The organism is Bradyrhizobium sp. 2TAF24 (assembly GCF_052115025.1).
Taxonomy (GTDB): Bacteria; Pseudomonadota; Alphaproteobacteria; order Rhizobiales; family Xanthobacteraceae; genus Bradyrhizobium_A.
Window position 1 is genome coordinate 1 of record NZ_JBFRFW010000015.1, and the last position, 23,727, is coordinate 23,727.

Sequence of the window (23,727 nt, forward strand, 5' to 3'; positions counted from 1 at the left end):
CCCGGCAATGTCGACCTGTTCGCGCCGCACGGCACGATCGATGCGGGAGAGGCGGGCATCCGCGTGTCGGGCAATCTCACGCTCGAGGCGCTGCATGTGCTCAACATTGCCAACATTCAGGTGCAGGGCGCATCGGTCGGCGTGCCGGTGGTGCAGGGGCCGCCGGTCGGCGCGCTGACGTCGGCCAATAACACCGCAGGCGCGACCCAGCAACAGACCGCGGCGCCGCCGCCGCCGAACACGGGGCAGGCATCGATCATCATGGTCGAGGTGCTCGGCTATGGTGGCGGTGACGGCGACGATGAGGGGGACGAGAGTAAACGCAAGCGCCGCAGCGGTTCAGCACAGCAGAGTTATGATCCGAACAGCTCGTTCCAGCTGATCGGCAACGGCTTGCTGAATGGCGAGCAGCAGGAGCGGTTGACGCTGGAGGAGCGCGAACGGCTGCGCGCGCAGATCGAGCGGCACGGCGCGCTGTAGCCGGTTGCGCGATTGCGCGAGCGCCATCCGTCTCAGGGCGGCGTGGCGCAATCGCCACCCTGGGCTCGCGTCCGGCATGCCGCCAGCAGGTGCTGCCACCATTCACCGAGCCGGCGCATGAAGATTGCGTCGGGCATGGTGTGGCGGGCGACGTGATCCTGCGGCACGCTCTCCCAGCCGCGGTGCTCGACGGTGACGCGCGTCTCGGCGCCGACCGGCTCGAAACGCACCTCGACCTCGGTGGCCTGATCGCCGGCAAATGTCGCCTGCCGCCAGCTGAACACCAGGCGATGCCCCGGCTGCCACACGGCGATGCGGCCGATCTCGAACACCTTGCCGTTGGGCAACGTTTCGGTGAAACGGCCGCCCACGCCCGACTCGAACGCCAGCACGCCGGGCGAGCGCGGGGTGAGCTGGAACAGTGGGCTGGGCTGCCACCATGCCGCGATTTCGGTCGTGAACACGGCGAATGCCCGCGCGGGCGTGGCAGCGACGCGCAGCGCGACGACGACGCGGGAGGTCATGCTGTTCGGCGTCATGGTGCGCGCTCGACATGCGCTTTGAAGGCGCCGAGCTGGATGGTCCACAGCTGCTCGGTCTCCTCCAGCCAGCACTTCAGCTCGGTCATCGCCTGCGGCCGCAGGCTGTAGATGCGCACCCGGGCATCGAAGGCAGGATGGCTCTCCTCGATCAGCCCGGTCGCCTTCAGCGTGCGCAGATGGCGGCTCAGCGCCGGCGGATTGAGGCCGACCGCGTCCGCCAGTTCGCCGGCGCGACGCGGCTGCTCGCGCAACAGCTCAATCACCCGCCGCCGTGCCGGATCGGCGAGGGCGGCGAGCGTTCGGTCGATGCCGGCGGCTGCGCTCAATGCCAGCCCTCGATCTTGAAGCCGGTTGCGGCTTCGGCCTCCTCGCGCGAGACTGCCCGAACCGGCGCGCCAAAGACCCAGACATGGCCCTCGGGATCGCGCGCACGATAGGTGCGGTCGCCGTAGAACTGGTCGGTCGGTTCCTGCAGGATCGCGGCGCCCGCCGCGCGTGCGCGGACGCAATGGGCGTCGATGTCGCCGGGCACCAGTGCGTGGATCAGTTGTGAGTTGCGCCCGCCGAGCGTGGCGGGGCTGGCGACGAAGTCGGCCCATTCCGAGCCGACATAGATCAGGCCGTCGCCAAAGCGCATCTCGGCGTGGGCAAGGCTGCCGTCGGGGCCGGTGATGACCATGCTGCGTTCGAAGCCGAATGCCGTTTCGAGCCAGTCGAGGGCGGACAGCGGATGTCGGTAGACGATTGCTGAGACCAGGGTCGGACGCTGGAACGGGTCAGTCATATCGGCTCTCCTTGTCGAAATTGGAAATATTTAACGACAGGGAGAAGTAATAGTCAATGCGCACTTCCAAGATGAATCCGTCGTGGTGGCGGTTCGGCATGCTGGCTTCACCCCGCACATGACGCTGCTCTCTGATCGTCGCCTGGTGATGCCGCGAGCGGTCGCGCCGGTCCGCTGGACGGTGCACGAGATCGTGCTCGTGCACAGCCTGGTGGGGCGGGGGCGGCACGAGCATCTCGACCACTGGCCGCTGCGCGGCTAGAGCAGGGCAATCTTTACGCCCGCAACCGGCGAGGTTCTCCCGTGGCAATCACCATCTACGGCATCAAGAACTGCGACACCATGAAGAAGGCGCGCACCTGGCTCGATGGCCACGGCGTGGCCTACGATTTTCATGACTACAAGGCGGCCGGCATCGACAAGAAGCGGCTGGAGAGCTGGAGCAAGGAGGTCGGCTGGGAGACCCTGCTCAACCGCGCCGGCACCACCTTCCGCGCGCTGCCGGACGCCGACAAGGCGGACCTCACCGAGAAGAAGGCGATCGCGCTGATGCTCGCGCAGCCGTCGATGATCAAGCGGCCGGTGCTCGATCTCGGCAAGCGCCTCGTGGTCGGCTTCAAGCCCGACACCTATGCCGAGGCGGTGCCGGGCAAGCGCTGAGGCGCGTCAGATGCGCTACGACAGCGGCTGCGCCACGTAGACCTGGAAGCCGCTGCGTGCAGCGATGCCGTCGTACCAACGCCGCAGATTGGGCAGCACCGGCTTGTCCACGCCCTCGATGCCGAACCAGCGGCGGGCATAGGCGCCCAGTGTGATGTCGGCGAGGGTGAACTGCTCGCCTTCGAGATACGTGCGGCCGGCGAGATGGCTATCAAGGATGCGCCAGAGCTGCGCCACGGCTTCGGTGGCCGCCTGCAGCGCCGCCATGTCGCGCTTCTCCGGCGCCGTACGCACGATGCCCCAGAACAGCGGCCGTTCGGCCGGCTGCAACGTCGACAGCGACCAGTCCAGCCAGCGCTCGAGGCCGGCGCGGATCCGCGGCTCGGCCGGATACAGCGACGACGCCGGTGCGAACTGCAGCACCAGGTAGCGCATGATGGAATTGGACTCCCACAGCACGAAATCGCGGTCGACCAGCGTCGGCACCCGTGCATTCGGGTTCATGGCGAGATAGTCGGCGTCCTGGGTGCGGCCATGCTGCATGCCGGCATCGATCCGCTCGACCGTCAGGCCGAGCTCGTGGCTGCACCACATCACCTTCTGGACGTTGACGGAGTTGGCACGGCCCCAGATCCGGGGCTTGTCTGTTGTGGGAGCGGTCATGACACCTGATCGGTCGTGGGCGGGAGGGGGGATCGGTCGCGCCGTGAAATACGCCGGAATCGCCGGATCGTCATCCGGCGGCGCGACATACCTGCCGCGTCAACGGGATCGTGACCCGCAAGGCGTGGCGCACCGTCATATGGGTGCTGCTCTGTCAGGCGGAACGATTGTGACGGCGCGGGCAGGCGACGCATCCGGGGCGGCGTTTTCCATCGGAGAATCGGCTGCGAACGGCCCGGCTCGCCGCGCGGGGCGTTGAGGAGATCCGCATTCTGCGGAAAGGCTATCATTTAGTCGAATATGTCTTTGGCGACACATCTCGGGACTGCCTCGCTTTACGGCTTGCAGAAGGCAAGGAGTTGGCGGCATAGTCCCGGCCAAGCCGGCGCCGAGGCCGATGGGTGAAACCATTGCCGCGGGCAAACGGCATGACACGAAAACCGGCCACGGCGGCGGCACACCGCATGAAGGCTGGAGGGGGAGAGTTAGTTGGCCGATGACTTCATTCTCGAAACCAAGGGTCTGACCAAAGAGTTCGCCGGGTTCGTCGCCGTCAACGACGTCAACCTGCAGATCAAGCGTGGCAGCATCCACGCCCTGATCGGGCCCAACGGGGCCGGCAAGACCACTTGTTTCAATCTTCTCACCAAGTTTCTGACGCCATCGCGCGGCCAGATTCTGTACAAGGGCCAGGACATCACGGCGACCAAGCCGGCGGATATCGCGCGGCTGGGTCTCGTGCGCTCGTTTCAGATTTCGGCGGTGTTTCCGCACCTGACGTCGCTGGAGAACGTGCGGGTCGCGCTGCAGCGCCAGCACGGCGATTCCTTCGACTTCTGGCGCTCCAAGTCCGTGCTCAACCGCTTCAACGACCGGGCGCGCGAATTGCTCGAGGATGTCGGTCTCAGCGCCTTCGCCAACACGCTGGCGGTGGAGATGCCCTACGGGCGCAAGCGCGCGCTGGAGATCGCCACCACGCTCGCGCTCGATCCGGAAATGATGCTGCTGGACGAGCCGATGGCCGGCATGGGCCACGAGGACATCGACAAGATCGCGGCGCTGATCAAGCGCATCTCGGCGAAATACACCATCGTCATGGTCGAACATAACCTGTCGGTGGTCGCCAATCTCTCCGACAAGATCACCGTGCTGACCCGCGGCCGCGTCCTCGCCGAGGGCAATTACTCGGACCTGACCAAGGACGAGCGGGTGAAGGAAGCCTATCTGGGAGCGGGTCATGCTTGATGTTTCGTCATCCGTTCCCCGCGAGCCGGCGACCGGCAGCGCCGCCGATGTCGTCTTGTCGGTCGAGAATCTTGAAGCCTGGTATGGCGAGTCTCACGTCCTGCACGGCATCAACTTCAACGTGCGCGAAGGCGAGGTGGTGACGCTGCTCGGCCGCAACGGCGCGGGCAAGACCACGACGCTCAAGTCGGTGATGGGCATTATCACCAAGCGCGCCGGCTCGGTGCGCTTCCTGGGCAAAGAGATCATCAGGACGTCCTCGGACAAGATCGCGCGCCAGGGCATCGCGATCTGCCCGGAGGAGCGCGGCATTTTCTCGAGCCTCGACGTGCGCGAGAACCTGCTGCTGCCGCCGACGGTGCGTCCCGGCGGGCTGCCGCTCGACCAGATTTTCGAGCTGTTCCCGAACCTCAAGGAGCGTCTTACCAGCCAGGGCACCAAGCTCTCCGGCGGTGAGCAGCAGATGCTGGCGATCGCCCGCATCCTGCGCACCGGCGCGCGCTTCCTGATGCTGGACGAGCCGACCGAGGGCCTCGCTCCGGTCATCATCCAGCAGATCGGCAACACCATTGCCCGGCTCAAGTCGCAGGGCTTCACCATTCTGCTCGTCGAGCAGAACTTCCGCTGGGCCTCGACCGTCGCGGACCGCTTCTACATCGTCGAGCACGGCAAGGTGATCGACGGCTTCGCGAGTGCCGAGCTGCCGGCCAACATGGACAAGCTGCATACTTATCTCGGCGTCTAAAACGAAGCGTCCCCACAAAAGGGGTTCAGGAGGAAACATGAAGAGGTCTCTCTCCGCCTTGCTGCTCGGCTCCGCGATGGTTTTGGTCGCAGGGGCGGCGTTCGCACAGGACAAGACGGTCAAGATCGGCGCGCTCAGCGACCAATCCGGCCTCTATGCCGATCTCGGCGGCCCGGGCTCGACGCTCGCGGCGCAGATGGCGATCGAGGATTCCGGGCTGCAGAAGAAGGGCTGGAAGATCGACGTGATCTCCGGCGACCATCAGAACAAGCCGGATATCGGCAGCAACATCGCCCGCCAGTGGTTCGACGTCGAGAAGGTCGACGTCATCGTCGACGTGCCGAATTCCGGCGTCGCGCTCGCGGTCAACAACGTGGTCAAGGAGAAGAACGGCGTCTACATCAATTCCGGCGCCGCGACCTCGGACCTGACCAACGCGCAGTGCTCGCCCAACACCGTGCACTGGACCTACGACACCTATATGCTGGCGCACAGCACCGGCAGCGCGCTGGTCAAGGCCGGCGGCGACACCTGGTTCTTCATGACCGCGGACTATGCCTTCGGAGCCGCGCTCGAGCGTGACACCACCGCGGTAATCAACGCGGCCGGCGGCAAGGTGGTCGGCGGGGTGAAGCACCCGCTCAACACCTCCGACTTCTCCTCGTTCCTGCTGCAGGCGCAGGCCTCCAAGGCCAAGATCGTCGGCCTCGCCAATGCCGGCGGCGACACCACCAACGCCATCAAGCAGGCCGCCGAGTTCGGCATCGTCAGCGGTGGCCAGAAGCTCGCCGCGCTGCTGCTGTTTCTCACCGACGTGCATTCGCTCGGGCTCAACGTGGCGCAGGGCCTGAACTTCACCGAAACCTTCTACTGGGATCAGAACGATCAGAGCCGGGCCTTCGCGACGCGCTTCCAGGAGCGGATGAAGAACAAGCAGAAGCCGACCATGATCCATGCGGGCGTCTATGCCGGCGTGCTGCACTATCTCAAGGTGCTCGACGCCTTGGGCGGCAATCCGCACGACGGCGCCAAGGTCGTCGCCCAGATGAAGGCGACGCCGACCGACGATCCGCTGTTCGGCAAGGGCACCATCCGCGAGGACGGCCGCAAGATGCATCCGGCCTACCTGTTCGAGGTCAAGAAGCCGTCGGAATCCAAGGGGCCGTGGGACTATTACAAGCTGGTCGCCACCGTTCCCGCCGACCAGGCCTTCACGCCGCTGTCGGAAAGCAAATGCCCGCTCGTCAAGAAGTGAGAGTTGTCCCGGCGGCGCCAGGCGCTGCCGGGATCCATCCCCTGCGATCCGTGAGAGCCTGACCGGAAAGACCGATCGATATGCAAGCCCTTTACGCCCAACTGCTGGTTGGTCTGATCAACGGCTCGTTCTACGCGCTGCTCAGCCTCGGCCTTGCCGTCATTTTCGGCATGCTGAACATCATCAACTTCGCCCATGGCGCGCTCTACATGATGGGCGCGTTCGTGGCGTATTTCTTCCTCGAATATGCCGGCATCGGCTACTGGTGGGCGCTCATTCTCGCGCCGCTCGTGGTCGGCCTGTTCGGCGTGGTGCTGGAGCGCACCATGCTGCAATGGCTCTCCGGGCTCGATCACCTCTACGGCCTGCTGCTGACCTTCGGCATGGCGCTGGTCATCCAGGGCCTGTTCCAGAACTATTTCGGCTCGTCGGGCCTGCCTTACGCGATCCCCGACGCGCTCAAGGGCGGCGTCAATCTCGGCTTCATGTTCCTGCCGATCTACCGCGGCTGGGTCGTGATCTTTTCGCTCATCGTCTGCCTCTCGACCTGGTACCTGATCGAGCGCACCCGGCTCGGCGCCTACCTGCGTGCCGCGACGGAAAATCCGACCCTGGTGCGGGCCTTCGGCATCAACGTGCCGCGCATGATCACGCTGACCTACGCCCTCGGCGTCGGGCTCGCCGCGCTCGCCGGCGTGCTGTCGGCGCCGATCAACCAGGTGCGGCCGCTGATGGGCGCCGATCTCATCATCGTGGTGTTCGCGGTGGTGGTGATCGGCGGTATGGGCTCGATCATGGGCTCGATCATCACGGGTTTCGCGCTCGGCATCGTCGAGGGCCTGACCAAGTATTTCTATCCGGAAGCCTCCAATACCGTGGTGTTCGTGCTGATGGTGCTGGTGCTGCTTGTGAAACCGACGGGACTGACGGGACGGGCCAACTGACATGACATCGATTACCGACAACGCCGCGCCCGCGCACAGCTCGAGCCGCGACGAGATCGTCGCCTTCGCCATCATGGCGCTGGCGCTGGCGATCGTACCGTTCACCGGCATCTATCCGTACTTCGTGATGCAGGCGCTGTGCTTTGCGCTGTTCGCCTGTGCCTTCAACCTGCTGATCGGTTATGGCGGCCTGCTGTCGTTCGGCCACGCCATGTTCCTCGGCACCGCCGGCTATGTCACGGCCCACGCCCTGAAGGTCTGGTTGGTGGCGCCGGAGGTCGGAATCCTGCTCGGGGTCGCGGCGTCGGCGCTGCTTGCGGTGATCACCGGCCTCATCGCGATCCGCCGCCAGGGCATCTATTTCTCGATGATCACCCTGGCGCTGTCGCAGCTGCTGTACTTCATCTACCTGCAGACGCCATTCACCCATGGCGAGGACGGCATCCAGGGCGTGCCGCAGGGCAAGATGTTCTGGCTGCTCAACCTGTCCCAGCCGACGACGCTGTACTACACTATCCTCGCGGTCTTCTTGCTGGCGTTCCTGCTGATCTTCCGCATCATCAATTCGCCGTTCGGCGAGGTGCTCAAGTCGATCCGCGAGAACGAGCAGCGGGCGATTTCGCTCGGCTACAAGACCGACCACTATAAGCTGATGGCTTATATCCTGTCCGGCAGCCTTGCGGGTCTTGCCGGATCGCTGAAGATCTTTGTTGCTCAGAACGCCTCGCTGACCGACGTGCACTGGTCGATGTCGGGCGAGGTGGTGCTGATGACACTGGTCGGCGGCCTCGGCACGATTTTCGGGCCGGTGGTCGGCGCCTTCGTGATCATCGCCATGCAGCAGTACCTGGCGCAGTTCGGTCAATGGGTGACGGTGATCCAGGGCGCGATCTTCGTGATCTGCGTGCTGACTTTCCGCCGTGGCGTCATCGGCGAGATCGGCCACTTCTTCAAGCGATCGCTGTAATCACGGCGCCGGCTTCGTGATCCAAGCACCCCGGCGGCTGTCCGCCGGGGTGTCGTCGTCTGACGGATCGGGATTATCCACAGCCTGTGGATGGGGAGGGAGCTGGTCGCATGCCCGGTTTCCCGGCTCGATATTTTATGACAATCACGTGACATCGCACCGCAGGCGAGTCCCGCGATCCGAAGGGCGGCGCGTGAGCAAGGGTATCGGCCCGTGCGCCGCGATCCTGCGGCCCATGGTCGGCCCGGGGCAGGGGATAACGATGCTACGCTGGTTCAAGGCCTTGCTGCCGCAGGAGGAGCGCTTCTTCGACCTGTTTGCACAGCATTCGCAGGCCATCGTCAGCGGTGCGGAGGCGCTGCAGGGGGTGCTCCGCGGTGGCGACGAGGTGCCGTCCTATTGCCAGCAGGTCAGCCAGTTCGAGCAGCAGGCCGACGAGGTCACGCGCCAGGTGCTGACCGCGGTGCGGCGGACCTTCATCACGCCGTTCGACCGCGGTGATATCAAGGACCTGATTACGTCGATGGACGACGCCATCGACCAGATGCACCAGACCGCCAAGGCCGTGACGCTGTTCGAGGTGCGGCAGTTCGAGCCGACGATGCGCGAGATCGGCGCCATCCTGGTGGAATGCGCCAAGCTCGTGGTGCGAGCGCTGCCGCTGCTGCAGGCGATCGGCGACAACGTCACGACGCTGGCCGCGATCACCGAGGAGCTGACCAAGCTGGAGGGCCGGGTCGACGACCTCCACGACATCGGGCTGAAGGAGCTCTACCTCAAGCACCGCAACGCCAACACCATGGACTACATCGTCGGCGCCAAAATCTATGAGCATCTCGAGAAGGTGGCTGACCGTTTCGACGATGTCGCCAACGAGATCAACAGCATCATGATCGAACAGGTCTGAGCCAAGGGCACGCCGTGGACGCCAGCCTCAGCCTTCCGCTCCTCGTCGGCCTCGTCGCCGTCGCGCTGCTGTTCGATTTTCTCAATGGCCTGCACGATGCGGCGAACTCAATTGCCACCATCGTCTCGACGCGGGTGCTGCGGCCGCAATACGCGGTGTTCTGGGCTGCGTTCTTCAATTTCATCGCCTTCCTGTTTTTCGGCCTGCATGTCGCGCAGACGCTGGGCACCGGCATCATCGATCCCGGCATCGTCGATCCACGGGTGATCTTCGCGGCTCTCATCGGCGCCATCGTCTGGAACGTGATCACCTGGCGACTCGGGATTCCGTCGTCGAGCTCCCACGCCCTGATCGGCGGCCTCGTCGGCGCCGGCTTCGCCAAGGCGGGCTTTGCGGCAATGGAGTGGAGCGGCCTGACCAAGACGATCCTCGCCATCGTGGCCTCGCCGCTGCTCGGCTTCTTCCTGGCGCTGGTGCTGGTGGCGATCGTGTCGTGGCTGTCGGTGCGCTCGACGCCATTCGCGGTCGACCGCGCCTTCCGCACCCTGCAGTTCGCCTCCGCCTCGCTGTATTCGCTGGGACATGGCGGCAACGACGCCCAGAAGACCATGGGCATCATCGCGGTACTCTTGTACTCGCAAGGCTATCTCGGCGGCGACTTCCACGTGCCACTCTGGGTCGTGCTGTCCTGCCAGACCGCCATGGCGGTCGGCACGCTGATGGGGGGCTGGCGGATCGTGCGCACCATGGGCAACCGCATCACCCGCCTGACCCCGATGCAGGGCTTCTGCGCCGAGACCGGCGGGGCGGTGACGTTGTTCCTGGCCACCTGGTTCGGCGTGCCGGTCTCCACCACCCACACCATTACCGGCGCCATCGTTGGGGTCGGCGCCGCGCGGCGGATCTCCGCCGTGCGCTGGAATGTGGCGAGCTCGATCGTGGTCGCCTGGGTGATCACGATCCCGGCGTCGGCGACCGTGGCGGCGGTCAGCTACTGGATCGTGCTGGCGCTGCGCTGAGCCCGTTGGCTCAGGTCGCGAGCTTCAATCCGAAGATCCCGGCGACGATCAGGCCGATGCAGGCGAGGCGCATGGCGGTCGCGGGCTCGCCGAACAGGGCGATGCCGAGCAGCGCCGTGCCGACCGTGCCGATGCCGGTCCACACCGCATAGCCGGTGCCGACCGGCAGCGATTTGAGCGCCCAGCCCAGCAGCAGCACGCTCGCCACCATGCAGGCGAGGGTGAGCACCGACGGCACGAGACGGGTGAAACCATCGGTGTATTTCAGGCCGATGGCCCAGCCGATCTCCATCAAGCCGGCGACGAACAGAATGATCCAGGCCATGACAGCCACGTCCTTTCATGGGCGTTCCGCCGGACGGGAACCCGAGAGGGAAGGCCCGCCGGGGCGCAGATGACAGGGCCGTCCCTGCCGGGGGATTGAGGGGAAGGGGCGAGGCCGTCCTCGCCATTCCCCGTTACATAGGAACGACCATGGGGGGCGTCAAAGAAAGATGCAATTGCATCAAATGTCCCGCTTGACAGGGGGCGGAGGGCGGGCGACGGCCGCTTCACCCTTGATCCCGCCGCGTTTCTTTGTCACACGCTCGGCCCATGTCCGACATCGCTCTTTCCGCCGACGCGCCGTCCTCGCCGCTCGCCACCGAAGTGGCGCGCCGGCGCACCTTCGCCATCATTTCCCACCCTGACGCCGGCAAGACCACGCTGACGGAAAAGCTGCTGCTGTTCGGCGGCGCCATCAACCTTGCCGGCCAGGTCAAGGCCAAGGGCGAGCGGCGCAACACCCGCTCGGACTGGATGAAGATCGAGCGCGACCGCGGCATCTCGGTCGTCACCTCGGTGATGACCTTCGAGTTCGAGAACCTCGTCTTCAACCTGCTGGACACCCCCGGCCACGAGGACTTCTCGGAGGACACCTACCGCACCCTGACCGCGGTCGACTCGGCGGTGATGGTGATCGACGCCGCCAAGGGCATCGAGGCGCGCACCCGCAAGCTGTTCGAGGTCTGCCGCCTCCGCGACATCCCGATCATCACCTTCATCAACAAGATGGACCGTGAGACCCGCGATCCGTTCGAGCTGCTCGACGAGATCGAGAAGACGCTGGCGCTCGACACCACGCCGATCACTTGGCCGGTGGGACGCGGCCGCGACTTCATCGGCACCTATGACATTCTTACCGGCGGCGTGCGCCTGCTGGAGGGCGGCGGCGCCAAGACCGGCTCGGCCGAGCAGATTGCGATCAGCGATCTCGCTGCGCGCAATTCCAACCTCGACGCCGCTGCGATCGAGGAGGAGCTGGCGCTGGTCACCGAGGCCTGCAAGCCGTTCGATCTCGCCGCGTTTCGCGAGGGCCATCTGACGCCGGTGTTCTTCGGCAGCGCGTTGCGCAATTTCGGCGTCGGCGACCTGCTGGAAGGGCTTGGGCGCTACGCACCGCCGCCGCGCGCCCAGGACAGCAACCTGCGCAAGGTCGAGGCCGACGAGCCGCGGATGTCGGCGTTCGTGTTCAAGATCCAGGCCAACATGGATCCCAACCACCGCGACCGCATCGCCTTCGCGCGGTTGTGTTCGGGCAAGCTGCAGCGGGGCATGAAGGCCAAGCTGACCCGCACCGGCAAGCCGATGAGCCTGTCGTCGCCGCAGTTCTTCTTCGCTCAGGACCGCGCGCTCGCCGACGAGGCGTTCGCCGGCGACGTCGTCGGCATTCCCAATCACGGCACGCTGCGCATCGGCGATACCCTGACTGAGGGCGAGGACATCACCTTCGTCGGCGTTCCCAGCTTCGCGCCGGAAATCCTGCGCCGCGTGCGCCTGACCGACGCCATGAAGGCCAAGAAGCTCAAGGAAGCGCTGCAGCAGATGTCGGAGGAGGGCGTCGTGCAGGTGTTCCGGCCGCGCGACGGCTCGCCGGCGCTGGTCGGCGTCGTCGGCCAGCTCCAGCTCGACGTGCTGAAAGCCCGGCTCGACGCCGAATACGGCCTGCCGGTGGATTTCGAAATCAGCGAGTTCTCGCTGGCGCGCTGGTTCTCGGCGGACGACCGCAAGGTGTACGACGCCTTCGTCAACGCCAACGGATCGGGCATCGCCGAGGATGTCGACGGCGACCTGGTTTTTTTGGCCAAGAACCAGTTCTACCTCGACTACACCCGCGAGCGCTCCGAGGGCATCCGCTTCGCCAACGTCAAGGACGTCAAGAAAGCGTCCTGAGCGCGAAGATGTGAAGCGCGGCCGGCCACTGTCGGTCGCGATCAGCGCTATGCTGGCCGGATCGGTTCCGGGAGCAGGCCATGCGCGCCGTGATCGTTCTCCTGATCGTGATGGCGGCGGTGGCCATGGGCCGGTCCGCCGTGGCGCAGGAGCGTCGCCCGGCCGATCCGTCGCCCTTTGCCCATGTCCCCTGCAGCGTGTTCGACAACCGGCCATGCACGCCGTCGGTGTGCAGCGCGCTCGAAAGCGGCCCATGCTTTCCCGACATCGACTATCCGATCGGCGAGAACCTGCAGGTGACCGTCGAGAGCAATCCGCCGGACAAGGATGCGGCACGCTACCGCATGCCCGATCACGACCTCGATACCATCGGTGACCTGTTCCAGGCGCTGCGGTCGTGCTGGACGCCGCCGGAGCAGGATATCGCGCGTGCGGGCATGCAGATGGCGGTCAAGTTCAGCTTTCGGCGCGACGGCGCCCTGATCGCGCCGCCGCGGCTGACCTATGCGACGCCTGATGCCGCGCCGGAAACGCGTGCCGCCTATCGCCAGGCGATCGACGCATCCCTTTCGCATTGTGCGCCGCTGTCGTTCAGCAAGGGATTGGGCGGGGCGATCGCCGGCCGGCCGATCCTGGTGCGGTACGTCGACAATCGCACAATGGAGCCTTCCGACAAGAGGCCGTAGCGGCAGGCACGCCCGGCAGCGGGAGGCGACGATATATTGTCGTCATAGGGCGCGCTCTAGAATGTGCCGGCACTGTGCTTGCCGGAGGAGTGATGTCGTCGGAGGAGACTGGAGCAGGTTTGGCGAAAGCCAGCATCCTGGTGCTGGGAGGCAGCTATTTCCTGGGACGCGCCATCGCGGCAAGTCTCCATGCTGCGGGGGCCGAGGTCATCTGTCTCAACCGCGGCTCGCGGCGACCCGAGCCAGGCACCCGTCAGATCGTGTGCGACCGGGGAGATCCCGTCGCCTTGCGTGCCAGCCTGACCGGTGCATTCGACGTCATCGTCGACGTGTCGGCCTATCGGCCTGTCGAGGTGGCAGGCGTGCTCGATGCTCTGGCGCGGCCGCCCACAAAATATGTCTTCATCAGCTCGGCGGCAGTCTATGACGACGCCCGCGCATCAGTCCCTTTCCGTGAAGAGGATCCGTCGGGCGGCAGCCGGATCTGGGGCGATTACGGGGTCGACAAGGCGCGCTGTGAGGACCTGCTGTCGTCCCGGCTTGGCCAGTCGCTGTTCATCCTGCGTCCGCCCTATGTCTACGGGCCGAACAATTATCTGCAGCGGGAGCGCTTCATCTGGTCAAGGCTGCTGCAGCAAAAGCCGGTTTTCGTTCCGGAACGAGGCGAGACCCGTGTTCAGTTCATGTTCGTGGAGACGCTGGCGGCCTTCGTGACGCAGATCGCGCTGGCTCTCGACGTCCCGGCAGGGACCTACAATGTCGGTGAGAGCAGCGCCTACAGCTTCAACGAATGGATCGAGACGCTGGCCTCGGTGGCCAACACCGCGGCGTCGATCCGCTATGTCTCCGATCCCGACATCCCTGCGCGCGCGTATTTTCCGTTCCGAAATTCCGGTCTCACTCTGGATGTGTCGAGGTTCGACAGCATTGCCCGCGATCGGGGGCCCCTTCTTCAGAGCGGCAGTGCGCTGACGCTCGCATCGATGCAGGGCACCGTCGATCCCTATGCTCCCACGGCGTGGGAAAAGGTCTGGTTGGGCTGAGTGGTGATGATGGTAGCCTGACAAGGTGGCGGCGGGAGCGCCCGCCCCCGGCGCAAGCGCGCCGGGGGCGGGGAGTTTCGGCCGCTTACTTCGCCTTGAGCAGGTCGGCGACGTCGAGCAGGATCATCTCGTTGTCGTCCGCCTTGTTGGGATCGCGGCTGGAGGAGAACGGCAGGTTGTTGTCGTTGCCGACGACGATGTGGCTGGCGTCGACCACGTCGACGTTCTCGATGGTGAAGAACGGGAAGGTCAGCACGCCGTCGTTGAGCGGCTTGCGGGCCTTCTTGTCCGGGTCCTGGATCTTCATCAGGTCGATGTAGCCGATCTTGCGCACCGGCTTGCCGACATTGGCATCGCTCAGCTCGATCTTGTAGACGCGCTTGAATTTGGCCAAATCAGGGAAGCAGTCGGTGCCGCGGACGCCGGCGGCACAGGCCTTGTCGGCGGTGCCTTCGCCGTTGTCGCGCTCGATGACGAGGCCGGTCGCGCCGTCGATCATGTTGAAATCGCCGATGGCGTTGCCGGTGTTCTCGAAGCGGTAGTACCAGAACCGCCCGGTGAACTTCTCCGCCGCGACATCGAACTCGAGAATGCGCGAGGCCTCGTTGCCGTCGACCTTCTCCCAGTCCTTCTTGTCGGCGTCCCACAGCGGGCCTTCGAGCAGGCCGTACAGGAATTTGCCGTCCTTGCTGGCGGCAAAACCCTCAAAGCCCTTGGAGCGGCGCAGGTTGACGTTGGTGTAGGTCGCGCCCGGCGCGCTGGGGGAGGTCACGGCATAGTGATCTGGCGAGCGCACCGGCTTGCCGTCGGCGACCGTCTCGAACACCGCCAGCACCTTGCCGGTCAAATCCGCCTTGATCACATACGGGCCGAACTCGTCGCCGATCCACAGCGTGTCGCCGATGATCTGAAAACCCTCGGTGTCGAAGTCGGCGCCGGTCAGGTAGCGCTTCTCGGTGCCCTCGTGGACGACGCGGAACGGGACCTTCTTGTCGGGATCGTGCAGGAAGATGGTCTGCAGGTGCTTCCACTCGCCCTTGGCCCAGTCGATGGTCCAGCGGTTGAGGTACAGCATCGAGTCCGGCGAATTGGCCTTCGCGCCCATGCCGTTGTCGGTGAGGATCCAGAAGCTGCCGTCCGGCATCACCTTGATGCCGGAGTGGCCCTGGATCGGCTGGCCCTGGAACGGCAGCTTGACGCCGGTGTCGCGCTCATAGGACTTGCCCATCACGCTGCCGACCTGATCGACGCGCTTGCCGGTGGTGTACTTGCCGGAGGTCTTGAGGTCGGCGGGGGCGTCCGCCGGGGCGGGAATGAAGGTTTCGGCCGGCAGCACGGCATGGCCGGCGAGCTTGGCCGGAAACTCCTGCTGCGCGAGCGCCGGCAGGGTGGTGGCGAGACACAGCGCTGCGCTCGCCAGTAGAGTGGTGCGGATCATGTTGGCCCCGTTGATCGTTGAACGGGGTCTGTTCTGCGCAGCGATCGTGATGGCCGGATTACAGGCGCGTTGCGAGCCGATGACAGGCGGGGAAACCACCGTCGCGCGACCTCATGCCACACGCGTGGTCCCGGCCGCGATCAACGGCAGGTAGGCGTCGCCTGCGCCTATTTGTCCGACACGAACGGGTCGAGCCCGGTCTTCTTCAGCGTGGGCGCCGCCGCGGGCGAAGCGAGAAATGCGATCAGCGCCTTGCCGGCGTCGGGCTCCCTGGCGCCGGAGGCAATGCCCGCCGAGAAGATGGTGATCTTCTGCACCGCTCCTGGCAGCGGGCCGACGAGATCCACGCCAGGGATCGGCAGCAGTTCGCTGACCTGCTGGAAGCCCAGTTCTGACTCGCCGCGCGCGACGCCCGCGGCCACCGGCTCGGCGGGGATCATTTTCGCCTTGCTCTTCATCTGTTCGGTCACGCCGAGCTTTTCGAACAGCTCGGTGCCGACATAGACGCCGCTGGCGCTGTCGGAATAGGCGACCGATTTGGCGTCGAGCAGCGCCTTTTTCAGCGCCTCCGGCGTGCTGATGTCAGGTTTGGGACCGCCGGCGCGCACCACCATGCCGATCGGCGAGCGCACGAGGTCGACCCGCGTGCCTTCCACCGCCTTGCCTTGCTCCTTCATCTTGCCGAGCGCGTCGCCGACCATGATCAGCACGTCAGCCGGTTCGCCGCGGGCGAGCCGCACCGGAATGGCGTTCTCGGTGGTTCCCATCGACGGGCCGTAGGCCGTGACGACGGTGTGACCGGTCGCCTTCTCGAACTGCGGCACCAGTTCCTTGTAGGCGGCCGACAGCCCGCCGGAGATCATCACCTTGATCTCGGCCGCCTGCGCGACGCCGTGAAGCAGCAGCGCGACAACGGCGCCGGCGGCGAAGCGGGACATGGCTGCGATGTGGCTCATCGGGCATCCTCCTGGTCTTGGTTCTGTGCCGGTCGGGCCAGCATTGCGCGCCGCCCCCGAAAGATGATACCCGGGCACGACACGCGCACCATAGCAAGGCCGCTGGGACGCGGGAATGCGCCGTGCGTATTTCGCACTGCCGCAGGCTGGCGGCGATCACGGGAGGGGATGGCGATGGGGCTTGCGCTGCTCGTTGTGGGGCTGGTTCTGTTTCTCGGCGTCCATGTGCTGACCACGCGGCGCGACACCCGCGCGGCGATCATCGCCTCGACCAGCGAGGGCCTCTACAAGATCGCCTATTCGCTGGCCTCGCTCGTCGGCATCGCGCTGATCGCCTGGGGGTTCTCGGTCTACCGCGCCACCGGCTGGGTCGACGTGTGGCATCCCCCGACGGCGATGAAGCACATCACCATCGCGTTGATGCTGCCGGCGGCGATCCTGGTGGTCGCGTCCTATCTCCGCGGCCGCATCTACGTCACGCTGAAGCATCCCATGCTCGCGGGCGTGAAGCTGTGGGCGTTCGGCCATCTGCTCGCCAATGGTGACCTCGGCTCGATCATCCTGTTCGGCTCGTTTCTGGCGTGGGCGGTATATGATCGCATCTCGCTGAAGCGCCGCAGCGATGCCGGCGCGCCGCCGATCCCGGTCGGCGGTGTGCTCAACGACGTGCTCGCGGTGGTGATCGGCGTCGTCGTCTATCTCGCGCTCGCCTTTGCGTTCCACCCGGTCGTCATCGGCGTGCCTGTGTTCGGAGCCTGACCATGTCCATCCAGTCGGCCATCAAGCGCAAGACCGCGCCCGAGATCCGCGCCCGCAAGGGCGGCGAGCCCATCGTGATGCTGACGTCGTACCATGCCCACACCGCTGCGCTGGTCGATCGCTTCTGCGATGTGATCCTGGTCGGCGATTCCCTTGGCAATGTGATGCACGGATTCGAGACCACGGTGCCGGTGACGCTCGAGATGATGATCCTGCAGGGGCGGGCGGTGATGCGCGGTTCACAGCAGTCGCTTGTGGTGGTCGATATGCCGTTCGGCTCCTACGAGGCCTCGAAGGAGGAGGCGTTCCGCTCCGCAGCCCGCATTCTGAAGGAGACCCGTTGCGGGGCGGTCAAGCTCGAGGGCGGCGCATACATGGCGGAGACCATCGCCTTCCTGTCCGCGCGCGGCATTCCGGTGATGGCCCATGTCGGGCTCACGCCACAGGCGATCAACACCCTGGGCTCGTTCCGCGCCCAGGGCCGCGACGACGCCGATGGCGCGCGGATCGAGAACGATGCGCGGGCCGTCGCGGAGGCCGGCGCATTTTCGGTGGTGATCGAGGCGGTGGCCGAACCGGTCGCCCGCCGCATCACTGAGACCATTGCGATCCCGACCATCGGCATCGGCGCCAGCGCCGCCTGTGACGGCCAGGTGCTGGTGCTGGAGGACATGCTGGGCCTGTCGGCACGGGTGCCGAAGTTCGTGAAGCGCTACGGCAATCTCGGTCCGGCGATCGCCGAGGCGATCGAAGCCTATGCGACCGAGGTGCGCAGCCGCGCCTTTCCAGGACCGGAGCACACCTACGGCCTGACCCCGCCGAAGCACTGACGCGGTCTCCCAAGCCTCTCATCCGCTGCTGAACGCCATGTGCCAGCCGCTTCTGCCATTGGATTGGCGGGGCGGGGGCGGATGGGTAATTTATATAATAAAATCAATCCGTTGAAGCGTTCGGTGGAAAGCCGTCGGACGGCCGTCCAACACGCTTGCCAAATCATACCTTTCCTATTTATGATTATAATATGGATAATAAGCAGTATGACGAGCTGGTCGACCCGTCGCAAAAGGCGGCGATCAAGCGCAAGCGCTCCGACGCGGTCGCGGACCGGATCCGTCGCCATATCTTCCAGGCGGGCTTGCAGCCGAACGACCGGCTGCCGCAGGAAACCCAGTTGATCGAGATGTTCGGCTGCAGCCGCTCGACCATCCGCGAGGCGCTCAAGTCGCTGGAAGTGCAGGGGCTGGTTCAGAACACCACCGGTCCGGCCGGCGGCGCGCGGGTCGCCTCGGTGTCGTCGGGACGCACCATCGGGCTGCTCAGCAACTACTTCTATTTTCACCCGATCAACATCACGCAGATCTACCAGATGCGCCGTCTCACCGAGCCGGAGCTCGCGGCGAGCGTCGTCGGTCATCTCCAGGACGCGCATTTTGCGGCGCTGGAGCGCACCATCGAGGCGCAGCACGCGCACCCGACCGATGCCGCCGGCTGGGCGCATCACCGCAAGGTCGAGGTCGAATTCCACGACATCCTGATCGCGGCGTGCCCCAATCCGCTGCTCGCCCTGATGTGCCGTTTCGTCAACGAGGCCATCAACTGGACGATCGGCACCGTCGGTGACAACGAGCTGTCATGGGCGTTCTCCTGCGCCAACATCGATTATCACCGTCGCCTGATCGTCGCCTTCCGCTCGGGTGATGCCGTGCAGGCGCGGCAGGTGATGCTCGATCATGTGCTGAGCGCGGAGAGCTTTCTGATGCGCCCGCACGAAGCGGAGCCACCGATCTTTGCCGAACCGCTCCAGCTCGACTGAGCGGCCCGGACACGACAACCAACAAAACATAATACAGGGAGGAACGACCATGATCACACGACGCACCTTCACGTCCGCGCTTGCCGGCGTTGCGCTGGCGCCCGCCGTGCTGCGGCATGCGATGGCCGCCGAGCCGGTGCGGCTGTGCACGGCGCTGTCGCTGTCGGGGCCGTTCGCCATGGCCGGCCAGCCCGCCGAGGCAGGCGCCCGGCTCGCGGTCAAGGCGCTGGCGAAGGACTATGGTCTCGATGCGTCGCTGCTGGTCATCGACGACGAGGGCAATCCCGGCCGCGCGATGCCGAAGATCATCGCGGCGCTGCAGCAGGGCGTGCGCTTCTTCTCCGGCGCGGTGCTGTCGAATGTCGGGCTGCCGATGTCGGCGGAAATCGCCAATGGCGGCGGTGTCTACATGTCATCGGTGGGCGCCGACGAGATCACCGGCGCGGACTGCCGCCGCAGCACCTTCCGCTGGCCGGTGTCGAGTTACGGCGCCGTGCACCAGACCATCGGCGCGCTGATCGGCGCCGATCCCAAGGCCAGGCGCTGGTACACCATCACGCCGAAATACGTATTCGGCGAGGCGATGCTGCGCGAGGCGCAGGCCATCTTCAAGCAGAACAACATCGAGCATGTCGGCAACAGCTTCCATGCCATGGCCGACACGGAATTCTCAGGCTATCTGGCGAGTGTCGCGGCCGCCAGGCCGGATGTGCTGGCGATCCTCAACTTCGGCCCGCAGAGCACCAACACCATCCGCCAGGCCGTCGATTTCGGCCTGAAGCAGAAGATGAAGATCGTGCTGGTGTGGGGCGCCGGCGCCGAGCAGTATGCCGAGATCGGCAGCGAGGCTCTCGAGGATATCTATATCGGTGCGCAGTACGACGATGCGATCGACAGCCCGGGTAACCGGCGGCTGGTGGACCTGTTCCAGACCCATTTGAAGGTTCGGCCGAGCTATTCGATGGTCAACGGCTTCATCACCGCCGACCTTCTGATGCGCGGCATCAAGGCTGCCGGCAGCACCGAGCCGGCGCAGGTGATCAAGGCGCTGGAGGGGCTCACTTACGAAGGGCCGACCGGGGAGGAGCATATCCGCGCCTTCGACCACCAGTGCATCAAGAACTACTACTTGCTGCGCGGTAAGGCGCCGGCCGGCAAGAAGCACAAGGACGACTATGTCGAGGTCGTCAGTTTCGGCAAGTCGTTCGTCGAGGCCTCGCGCTCCGACTGCAAGATGACCTGAGCTGCGCCCCTCGCACACGGCACCGTCATGACTCTCAACCTGCTGCTTACGCAGATCGTCAACGGCCTCGGCGTCGGGATGATCTACTTCATGATCGCGATCGGTCTGTCGATCATCTTCGGCATCATGCACTTCATCAACATTGCGCACGGCGCGTTCTACCTCGTGGGCGCGTATCTCTGCTATGTGCTGATCGCGGCGACCGGCAACTTCTGGCTGGCGCTGGTGCTGGCGCCGGCCATTGTCGGTGTGGTGGCGTGGCTGGCCGAGCCTGGCGTGCGGCGGCTGTATGATCTGCCGGCGAGCTTCCAGATCCTGGCGACGCTGGGGCTCGCGCTGATCATCCAGGAGGTCGTGATCCTGATCTTCGATCCGGTCGGCAAGAATGTCGCCGCGCCGGCGCTGCTGCGCGGCGCGGTGATGTTCGGCGATTTCGCCTATCCGAAGTACCGCCTGTTCGTGATCGCCGTTGCGGCAGCGATCGCCGCCGTGCTCTGGTTGCTGCTGGAGCGCACCAATTACGGCGCGGTGCTGCGGGCCGGCACCGAGTCGATGCCGACTGTCGAATTGCTCGGGATCGATATCAGCCGGACCTTCTCTCTGACCTTCGCGATCGGTGCGGCGCTGACGGCCCTCGCAGGCGTCCTGATCGCGCCCATCCGCGGCGTCGAGCCGTTCATGGGCGTGGAGGCGCTGTCGATCGCCTTCGTGGTCATCGTGATTGGCGGCATCGGCAGTTTCACCGGCGCGCTCGTTGGCGGACTGCTGATCGGCGTCGTGCAGAGCGTCATGACGGTGTTCTGGGCGGCGGGGGCCAGCGTCATGATCTATGTCGCGATGGCGCTGGTGATCCTGCTGCGGCCGCACGGCCTGCTTGGACGGGCCTGAGCCATGCGCGTCATGTCTTCGACCATGGGCCTTGCGCTCGCTGTCGCCGGTGTCGCGGCATTGCTGCCGCTGGTATTGCCGTCGCCGGCGCTGGCGACCGAATGCCTGATCTTTGCGATGGCGGCGCTCGGCTGCAACCTGCTGCTTGGGCGGGTGGGGCTGCTGTCGTTCGGCCAGGCGATCTTCTTCGGCGCCGGGGCGTACTGCGCCGGAATCCTGCTGGTCCGCTACAATGTCGGTCTCGTGGCCGCGCTTGCCGCTGCGGTAGTGCTCGCCGGCGTGCTGGGGGCTGCCATCGGGGTCGTCGCGACCCAGCGCCACGGCGTCTACTTCATCATGCTGACGCTGGCGTTGTCGCAGATGGCGTTCTTCCTGTGTTACGCGGCCTCGGACCTCACCGGTGGCGACAACGGCCTGTTGAACGTACCGCGCCCCGATCTGGCGGTGTTCGGCCACCGACTGGTGTCGTTCGCGCAGCCGCTCCACTTCTACGGCTTCGTGGCGCTGGTCTGCGTCGCCGTGTTCTTCGTGTTCGGCCGCCTGGTGGCATCGCCTTTCGGGGCGACGCTGGAGGCGATCCGCGACAACGAGGACCGCGCGATCGCGATCGGCTACGACGTGCGCCGCTACAAGATCGTGAGCCTCGTGCTGTCTGCGGCCGTCACCGGGCTGGCCGGCGCGCTCTACGCCATGGCGCTCAAGTTCGTGCCGCTCGCCAACGTCGATCTCGCCATGAGCGAGCGCATCATCGTGATGACGATCCTCGGCGGCACCGGCACGCTGTTCGGCTCGGTGCTCGGCAGCATCGCGGTCGTAGTGCTGGGCTACGTACTGTCCGAGATCTGGGCGCGCTGGCAGATCCTGCTTGGTGCCGTGCTGGTCGTCGTGGCGTTCGGCCTGCGCGGTGGTCTCGCGGCGCTGCTCGACCCGCTGCTGCGCCGGGTACGCAGCGACGACGACGGGCGGCCTACGGCACTCGCCAGCCCCCAGGAAGGGACGCAGCGATGATCACCTCCACGGATAAGCCCGCAGCACTCGCGGTCGTTGGAATCGAGAAGCGCTTCGACGGTTTCCAGGCGCTCCGGCCCGTGTCGTTCACCATCACCGATGCCGGCGTGCACGCCTTCATCGGGCCGAACGGCGCCGGCAAGACGACGCTGTTCAATTGCCTGACCGGGCGGCTGCGGCCGACCGCCGGCGCGGTGCGTCTCAGCGGACGCGATATCACCGCCATGCCGGCCCATCGCCGGGTGCACCATGGACTGGCGCGCTCGTTCCAGATCACCAACCTGTTCGCGAATTTGACCGTGCATGAGAATGTGCGGCTCGCGGTGCAGGCGCTGTCGCCGCAGGCTTTCGACCTGTGGCGCGACCGCGCGGGGCTGCCTGACGTCGCCGCGCGGGCCGACACGTTGCTGGCGCGGCTCGCCCTCGGCGAGAAGGCGCAGACCGTGGCGGGGCTGCTCTCCCACGGCGAGCAGCGCCGGCTCGAGATCGCGATGGCGCTGGCGGGCCATCCGCAGGTGCTGCTGCTCGACGAGCCGACCTCCGGCATGGGGATCGACGATATCGACACCATGACCCGCCTGATCGAGGATCTCGGCCAGTCCATGGCCGTGGTGCTGATCGAGCACAACATCCGTCTGGTGATGCGCATCAGCCGGTCGATCACGGTGCTGCACCGCGGCGCCATCCTGCGCCAGGGGCTGCCGGCGGACATCGCGGCGGACCCGCAGGTGAAAGCGGCTTATCTGGGGACGGCGGCATGATGCTGAATGTCACCGATCTCAACGCCTGGTACGGCAAGAGCCATGTCTTGCAGGACGTGAGCCTGAAGGTCGATGCGGGCGAGGTGGTCTGCCTGCTCGGACGCAACGGCGCCGGCAAGACGACGACGCTGAAGAGCCTCGTCGGCGCGATCGGCGCGCGGCGCGGCGACATCCGTTTCGACGGTGAGGCGATCACGGCGCTGCGGACCTACCAGATCGCGCGGCGCGGTATCGCGCTGGTGCCGGAGCATCGCGGCATCTTCGGGCTGCTGACGGTCGAGGAAAATCTCGCCATCGCCGCCCGCAAGGCGACGCTGTGGCCGCTGGCCGAGATCTACAAGCTGTTCCCGCGCCTGCATGAGCGCCGCCGCAACCGTGGCACCGCGCTGTCCGGCGGCGAGCAGCAGATGCTGGCGATCGCGCGCGCGCTGATCGGTGGTCCGCGCGTCCTGCTGCTGGACGAGCCGACCGAGGGGCTCGCGCCGGTAATCGTGGATGAGCTTGCCGACGTCGTGCGCGCGGTCCGCGGGGCAGGCGTCGCCGTCCTGCTGGTCGAGCAGAACCTGTCGTTTTGCGAGGCGCTGGCGGACCGCCACTACATCCTCGACCAGGGGCGCATCGTGTATGCGGCGGATCGCGCGACGTTCGCCGGCGCCAGCCGCGAGCGTGAACGGTATCTCGCCGTCACAGCCGATTGAACGAAACCAATA

Annotated in this window: 28 protein-coding genes; 21 read left to right on the plus strand and 7 right to left on the minus strand. The window is 65.8% G+C overall.

From position 1 onward, the window contains the following. Positions 1-480 (plus strand): filamentous haemagglutinin family protein (locus AB4Z37_RS22610; RefSeq protein ID WP_441518994.1); only part of this gene is annotated, 480 nt, incomplete at its 5' end. Between the two features lie 32 nt (positions 481-512). Here AB4Z37_RS22610 and AB4Z37_RS22615 read toward each other — a convergent pair. From AB4Z37_RS22615 to AB4Z37_RS22625, 3 genes are read right to left on the minus strand one after another with little or no spacing between them, the layout of a single operon-like run. Continuing rightward, complete coding sequence (locus tag AB4Z37_RS22615; RefSeq protein ID WP_441518995.1) at positions 513-1,019, minus strand: SRPBCC family protein; 507 nt, start codon at positions 1,017-1,019, stop codon at positions 513-515. Further along, the gene (locus AB4Z37_RS22620) at positions 1,016-1,348 is read right to left on the minus strand and encodes an ArsR/SmtB family transcription factor (RefSeq protein WP_441518996.1); all 333 of its coding nucleotides are present in this window, start codon (positions 1,346-1,348) and stop codon (positions 1,016-1,018) included. The genes AB4Z37_RS22615 and AB4Z37_RS22620 overlap by 4 nt, the downstream gene beginning before the upstream one ends. Beyond that, positions 1,345-1,806 carry a VOC family protein gene (locus AB4Z37_RS22625; protein ID WP_441518997.1) on the minus strand — a complete coding sequence of 154 codons (462 nt, stop codon included), beginning with the start codon at positions 1,804-1,806 and terminating at the stop codon, positions 1,345-1,347. The genes AB4Z37_RS22620 and AB4Z37_RS22625 overlap by 4 nt, the downstream gene beginning before the upstream one ends. A gap of 118 nt (positions 1,807-1,924) precedes the next feature. Here AB4Z37_RS22625 and AB4Z37_RS22630 point away from each other — a divergent pair, with 118 nt between their 5' ends. Together AB4Z37_RS22630 and AB4Z37_RS22635 are read left to right on the plus strand one after the other, a co-directional pair. Continuing rightward, complete coding sequence (locus AB4Z37_RS22630; RefSeq protein ID WP_441518998.1) at positions 1,925-2,068, plus strand: hypothetical protein; 144 nt, start codon at positions 1,925-1,927, stop codon at positions 2,066-2,068. Positions 2,069-2,109: 41 nt separating this feature from the next. Continuing rightward, complete coding sequence (locus AB4Z37_RS22635; protein ID WP_441518999.1) at positions 2,110-2,466, plus strand: ArsC family reductase; 357 nt, start codon at positions 2,110-2,112, stop codon at positions 2,464-2,466. A gap of 15 nt (positions 2,467-2,481) precedes the next feature. Here AB4Z37_RS22635 and AB4Z37_RS22640 read toward each other — a convergent pair whose 3' ends face one another. Further along, positions 2,482-3,129, minus strand: coding sequence for a glutathione S-transferase family protein (locus AB4Z37_RS22640; RefSeq protein WP_441519000.1), 648 nt, complete (start codon positions 3,127-3,129; stop codon positions 2,482-2,484). 489 nt (positions 3,130-3,618) lie between these two features. Between AB4Z37_RS22640 and AB4Z37_RS22645 the strand changes: the two genes are divergently transcribed. From AB4Z37_RS22645 to AB4Z37_RS22675, 7 genes are all read left to right on the plus strand, one after another. Beyond that, positions 3,619-4,374 carry an ABC transporter ATP-binding protein gene (locus AB4Z37_RS22645; RefSeq protein WP_441519001.1) on the plus strand — a complete coding sequence of 252 codons (756 nt, stop codon included), beginning with the start codon at positions 3,619-3,621 and terminating at the stop codon, positions 4,372-4,374. Continuing rightward, positions 4,367-5,119, plus strand: a complete 753-nt coding sequence (locus AB4Z37_RS22650) for an ABC transporter ATP-binding protein (RefSeq protein ID WP_441519002.1) — start codon at positions 4,367-4,369, stop codon at positions 5,117-5,119. Before AB4Z37_RS22645 ends, AB4Z37_RS22650 begins: the two co-directional genes overlap by 8 nt. 37 nt (positions 5,120-5,156) lie before the next feature. Next, complete coding sequence (locus AB4Z37_RS22655) at positions 5,157-6,374, plus strand: ABC transporter substrate-binding protein (protein WP_441519003.1); 1,218 nt, start codon at positions 5,157-5,159, stop codon at positions 6,372-6,374. A gap of 80 nt (positions 6,375-6,454) precedes the next feature. Continuing rightward, the gene (locus tag AB4Z37_RS22660; RefSeq protein ID WP_441519004.1) at positions 6,455-7,318 is read left to right on the plus strand and encodes a branched-chain amino acid ABC transporter permease; all 864 of its coding nucleotides are present in this window, start codon (positions 6,455-6,457) and stop codon (positions 7,316-7,318) included. A gap of 1 nt (position 7,319) precedes the next feature. Continuing rightward, positions 7,320-8,285, plus strand: coding sequence for a branched-chain amino acid ABC transporter permease (locus tag AB4Z37_RS22665; RefSeq protein WP_441519005.1), 966 nt, complete (start codon positions 7,320-7,322; stop codon positions 8,283-8,285). A gap of 262 nt (positions 8,286-8,547) precedes the next feature. Continuing rightward, the gene (locus tag AB4Z37_RS22670) at positions 8,548-9,192 is read left to right on the plus strand and encodes a DUF47 domain-containing protein (protein WP_441519006.1); all 645 of its coding nucleotides are present in this window, start codon (positions 8,548-8,550) and stop codon (positions 9,190-9,192) included. A 14-nt stretch (positions 9,193-9,206) separates the two neighbouring features. Then, a complete protein-coding gene (locus AB4Z37_RS22675; RefSeq protein ID WP_441519007.1) occupies positions 9,207-10,211 on the plus strand; it encodes an anion permease in 1,005 nt (334 codons plus the stop codon). Positions 10,212-10,221: 10 nt separating this feature from the next. On the opposite strand, the gene sugE is transcribed toward AB4Z37_RS22675, so the two are convergent. Further along, positions 10,222-10,536: a quaternary ammonium compound efflux SMR transporter SugE gene (sugE, locus tag AB4Z37_RS22680; protein ID WP_441519008.1), complete on the minus strand. Its 315-nt coding sequence runs from the start codon at positions 10,534-10,536 to the stop codon at positions 10,222-10,224. A 269-nt stretch (positions 10,537-10,805) separates the two neighbouring features. Between sugE and AB4Z37_RS22685 the strand changes: the two genes are divergently transcribed. The 3 genes from AB4Z37_RS22685 (at position 10,806) to AB4Z37_RS22695 (ending at position 14,151) form a co-directional block, all read left to right on the plus strand. Beyond that, a complete protein-coding gene (locus AB4Z37_RS22685; RefSeq protein ID WP_441519009.1) occupies positions 10,806-12,422 on the plus strand; it encodes a peptide chain release factor 3 in 1,617 nt (538 codons plus the stop codon). A gap of 80 nt (positions 12,423-12,502) precedes the next feature. Next, on the plus strand, positions 12,503-13,108 hold the full coding sequence (locus AB4Z37_RS22690; protein WP_441519010.1) for a hypothetical protein: 606 nt from the start codon (positions 12,503-12,505) through the stop codon (positions 13,106-13,108). Between the two features lie 92 nt (positions 13,109-13,200). Beyond that, the gene (locus tag AB4Z37_RS22695; RefSeq protein ID WP_441519011.1) at positions 13,201-14,151 is read left to right on the plus strand and encodes an NAD-dependent epimerase/dehydratase family protein; all 951 of its coding nucleotides are present in this window, start codon (positions 13,201-13,203) and stop codon (positions 14,149-14,151) included. An 85-nt stretch (positions 14,152-14,236) separates the two neighbouring features. On the opposite strand, the gene AB4Z37_RS22700 is transcribed toward AB4Z37_RS22695, so the two are convergent. After that, a complete protein-coding gene (locus AB4Z37_RS22700) occupies positions 14,237-15,586 on the minus strand; it encodes an esterase-like activity of phytase family protein (protein ID WP_441519136.1) in 1,350 nt (449 codons plus the stop codon). Between the two features lie 170 nt (positions 15,587-15,756). Next, on the minus strand, positions 15,757-16,527 hold the full coding sequence (locus tag AB4Z37_RS22705; protein WP_441519137.1) for a substrate-binding domain-containing protein: 771 nt from the start codon (positions 16,525-16,527) through the stop codon (positions 15,757-15,759). 192 nt (positions 16,528-16,719) lie between these two features. Between AB4Z37_RS22705 and AB4Z37_RS22710 the strand changes: the two genes are divergently transcribed. The 8 genes from AB4Z37_RS22710 (at position 16,720) to AB4Z37_RS22745 (ending at position 23,715) form a co-directional block, all read left to right on the plus strand. Continuing rightward, the gene (locus AB4Z37_RS22710) at positions 16,720-17,304 is read left to right on the plus strand and encodes an NnrU family protein (protein WP_441519012.1); all 585 of its coding nucleotides are present in this window, start codon (positions 16,720-16,722) and stop codon (positions 17,302-17,304) included. 2 nt (positions 17,305-17,306) lie between these two features. Beyond that, complete coding sequence (panB, locus tag AB4Z37_RS22715; RefSeq protein ID WP_441519013.1) at positions 17,307-18,134, plus strand: 3-methyl-2-oxobutanoate hydroxymethyltransferase; 828 nt, start codon at positions 17,307-17,309, stop codon at positions 18,132-18,134. A 191-nt stretch (positions 18,135-18,325) separates the two neighbouring features. Then, on the plus strand, positions 18,326-19,117 hold the full coding sequence (locus tag AB4Z37_RS22720; protein WP_441519014.1) for a FadR/GntR family transcriptional regulator: 792 nt from the start codon (positions 18,326-18,328) through the stop codon (positions 19,115-19,117). 49 nt (positions 19,118-19,166) lie between these two features. Then, a complete protein-coding gene (locus AB4Z37_RS22725; RefSeq protein WP_441519015.1) occupies positions 19,167-20,360 on the plus strand; it encodes an ABC transporter substrate-binding protein in 1,194 nt (397 codons plus the stop codon). Positions 20,361-20,387: 27 nt separating this feature from the next. Beyond that, entirely contained in the window at positions 20,388-21,248 is an 861-nt protein-coding gene (locus AB4Z37_RS22730; protein ID WP_441519016.1) for a branched-chain amino acid ABC transporter permease, read from the plus strand. Between the two features lie 3 nt (positions 21,249-21,251). Then, positions 21,252-22,256: a branched-chain amino acid ABC transporter permease gene (locus AB4Z37_RS22735; RefSeq protein ID WP_441519017.1), complete on the plus strand. Its 1,005-nt coding sequence runs from the start codon at positions 21,252-21,254 to the stop codon at positions 22,254-22,256. Then, positions 22,253-23,017, plus strand: coding sequence for an ABC transporter ATP-binding protein (locus tag AB4Z37_RS22740; protein WP_441519018.1), 765 nt, complete (start codon positions 22,253-22,255; stop codon positions 23,015-23,017). The genes AB4Z37_RS22735 and AB4Z37_RS22740 overlap by 4 nt, the downstream gene beginning before the upstream one ends. Next, positions 23,017-23,715 (plus strand): ABC transporter ATP-binding protein, encoded by a 699-nt coding sequence (locus tag AB4Z37_RS22745; RefSeq protein WP_441519138.1) that lies wholly within the window; start codon positions 23,017-23,019, stop codon positions 23,713-23,715. Before AB4Z37_RS22740 ends, AB4Z37_RS22745 begins: the two co-directional genes overlap by 1 nt. Positions 23,716-23,727: the final 12 nt, after the last annotated feature.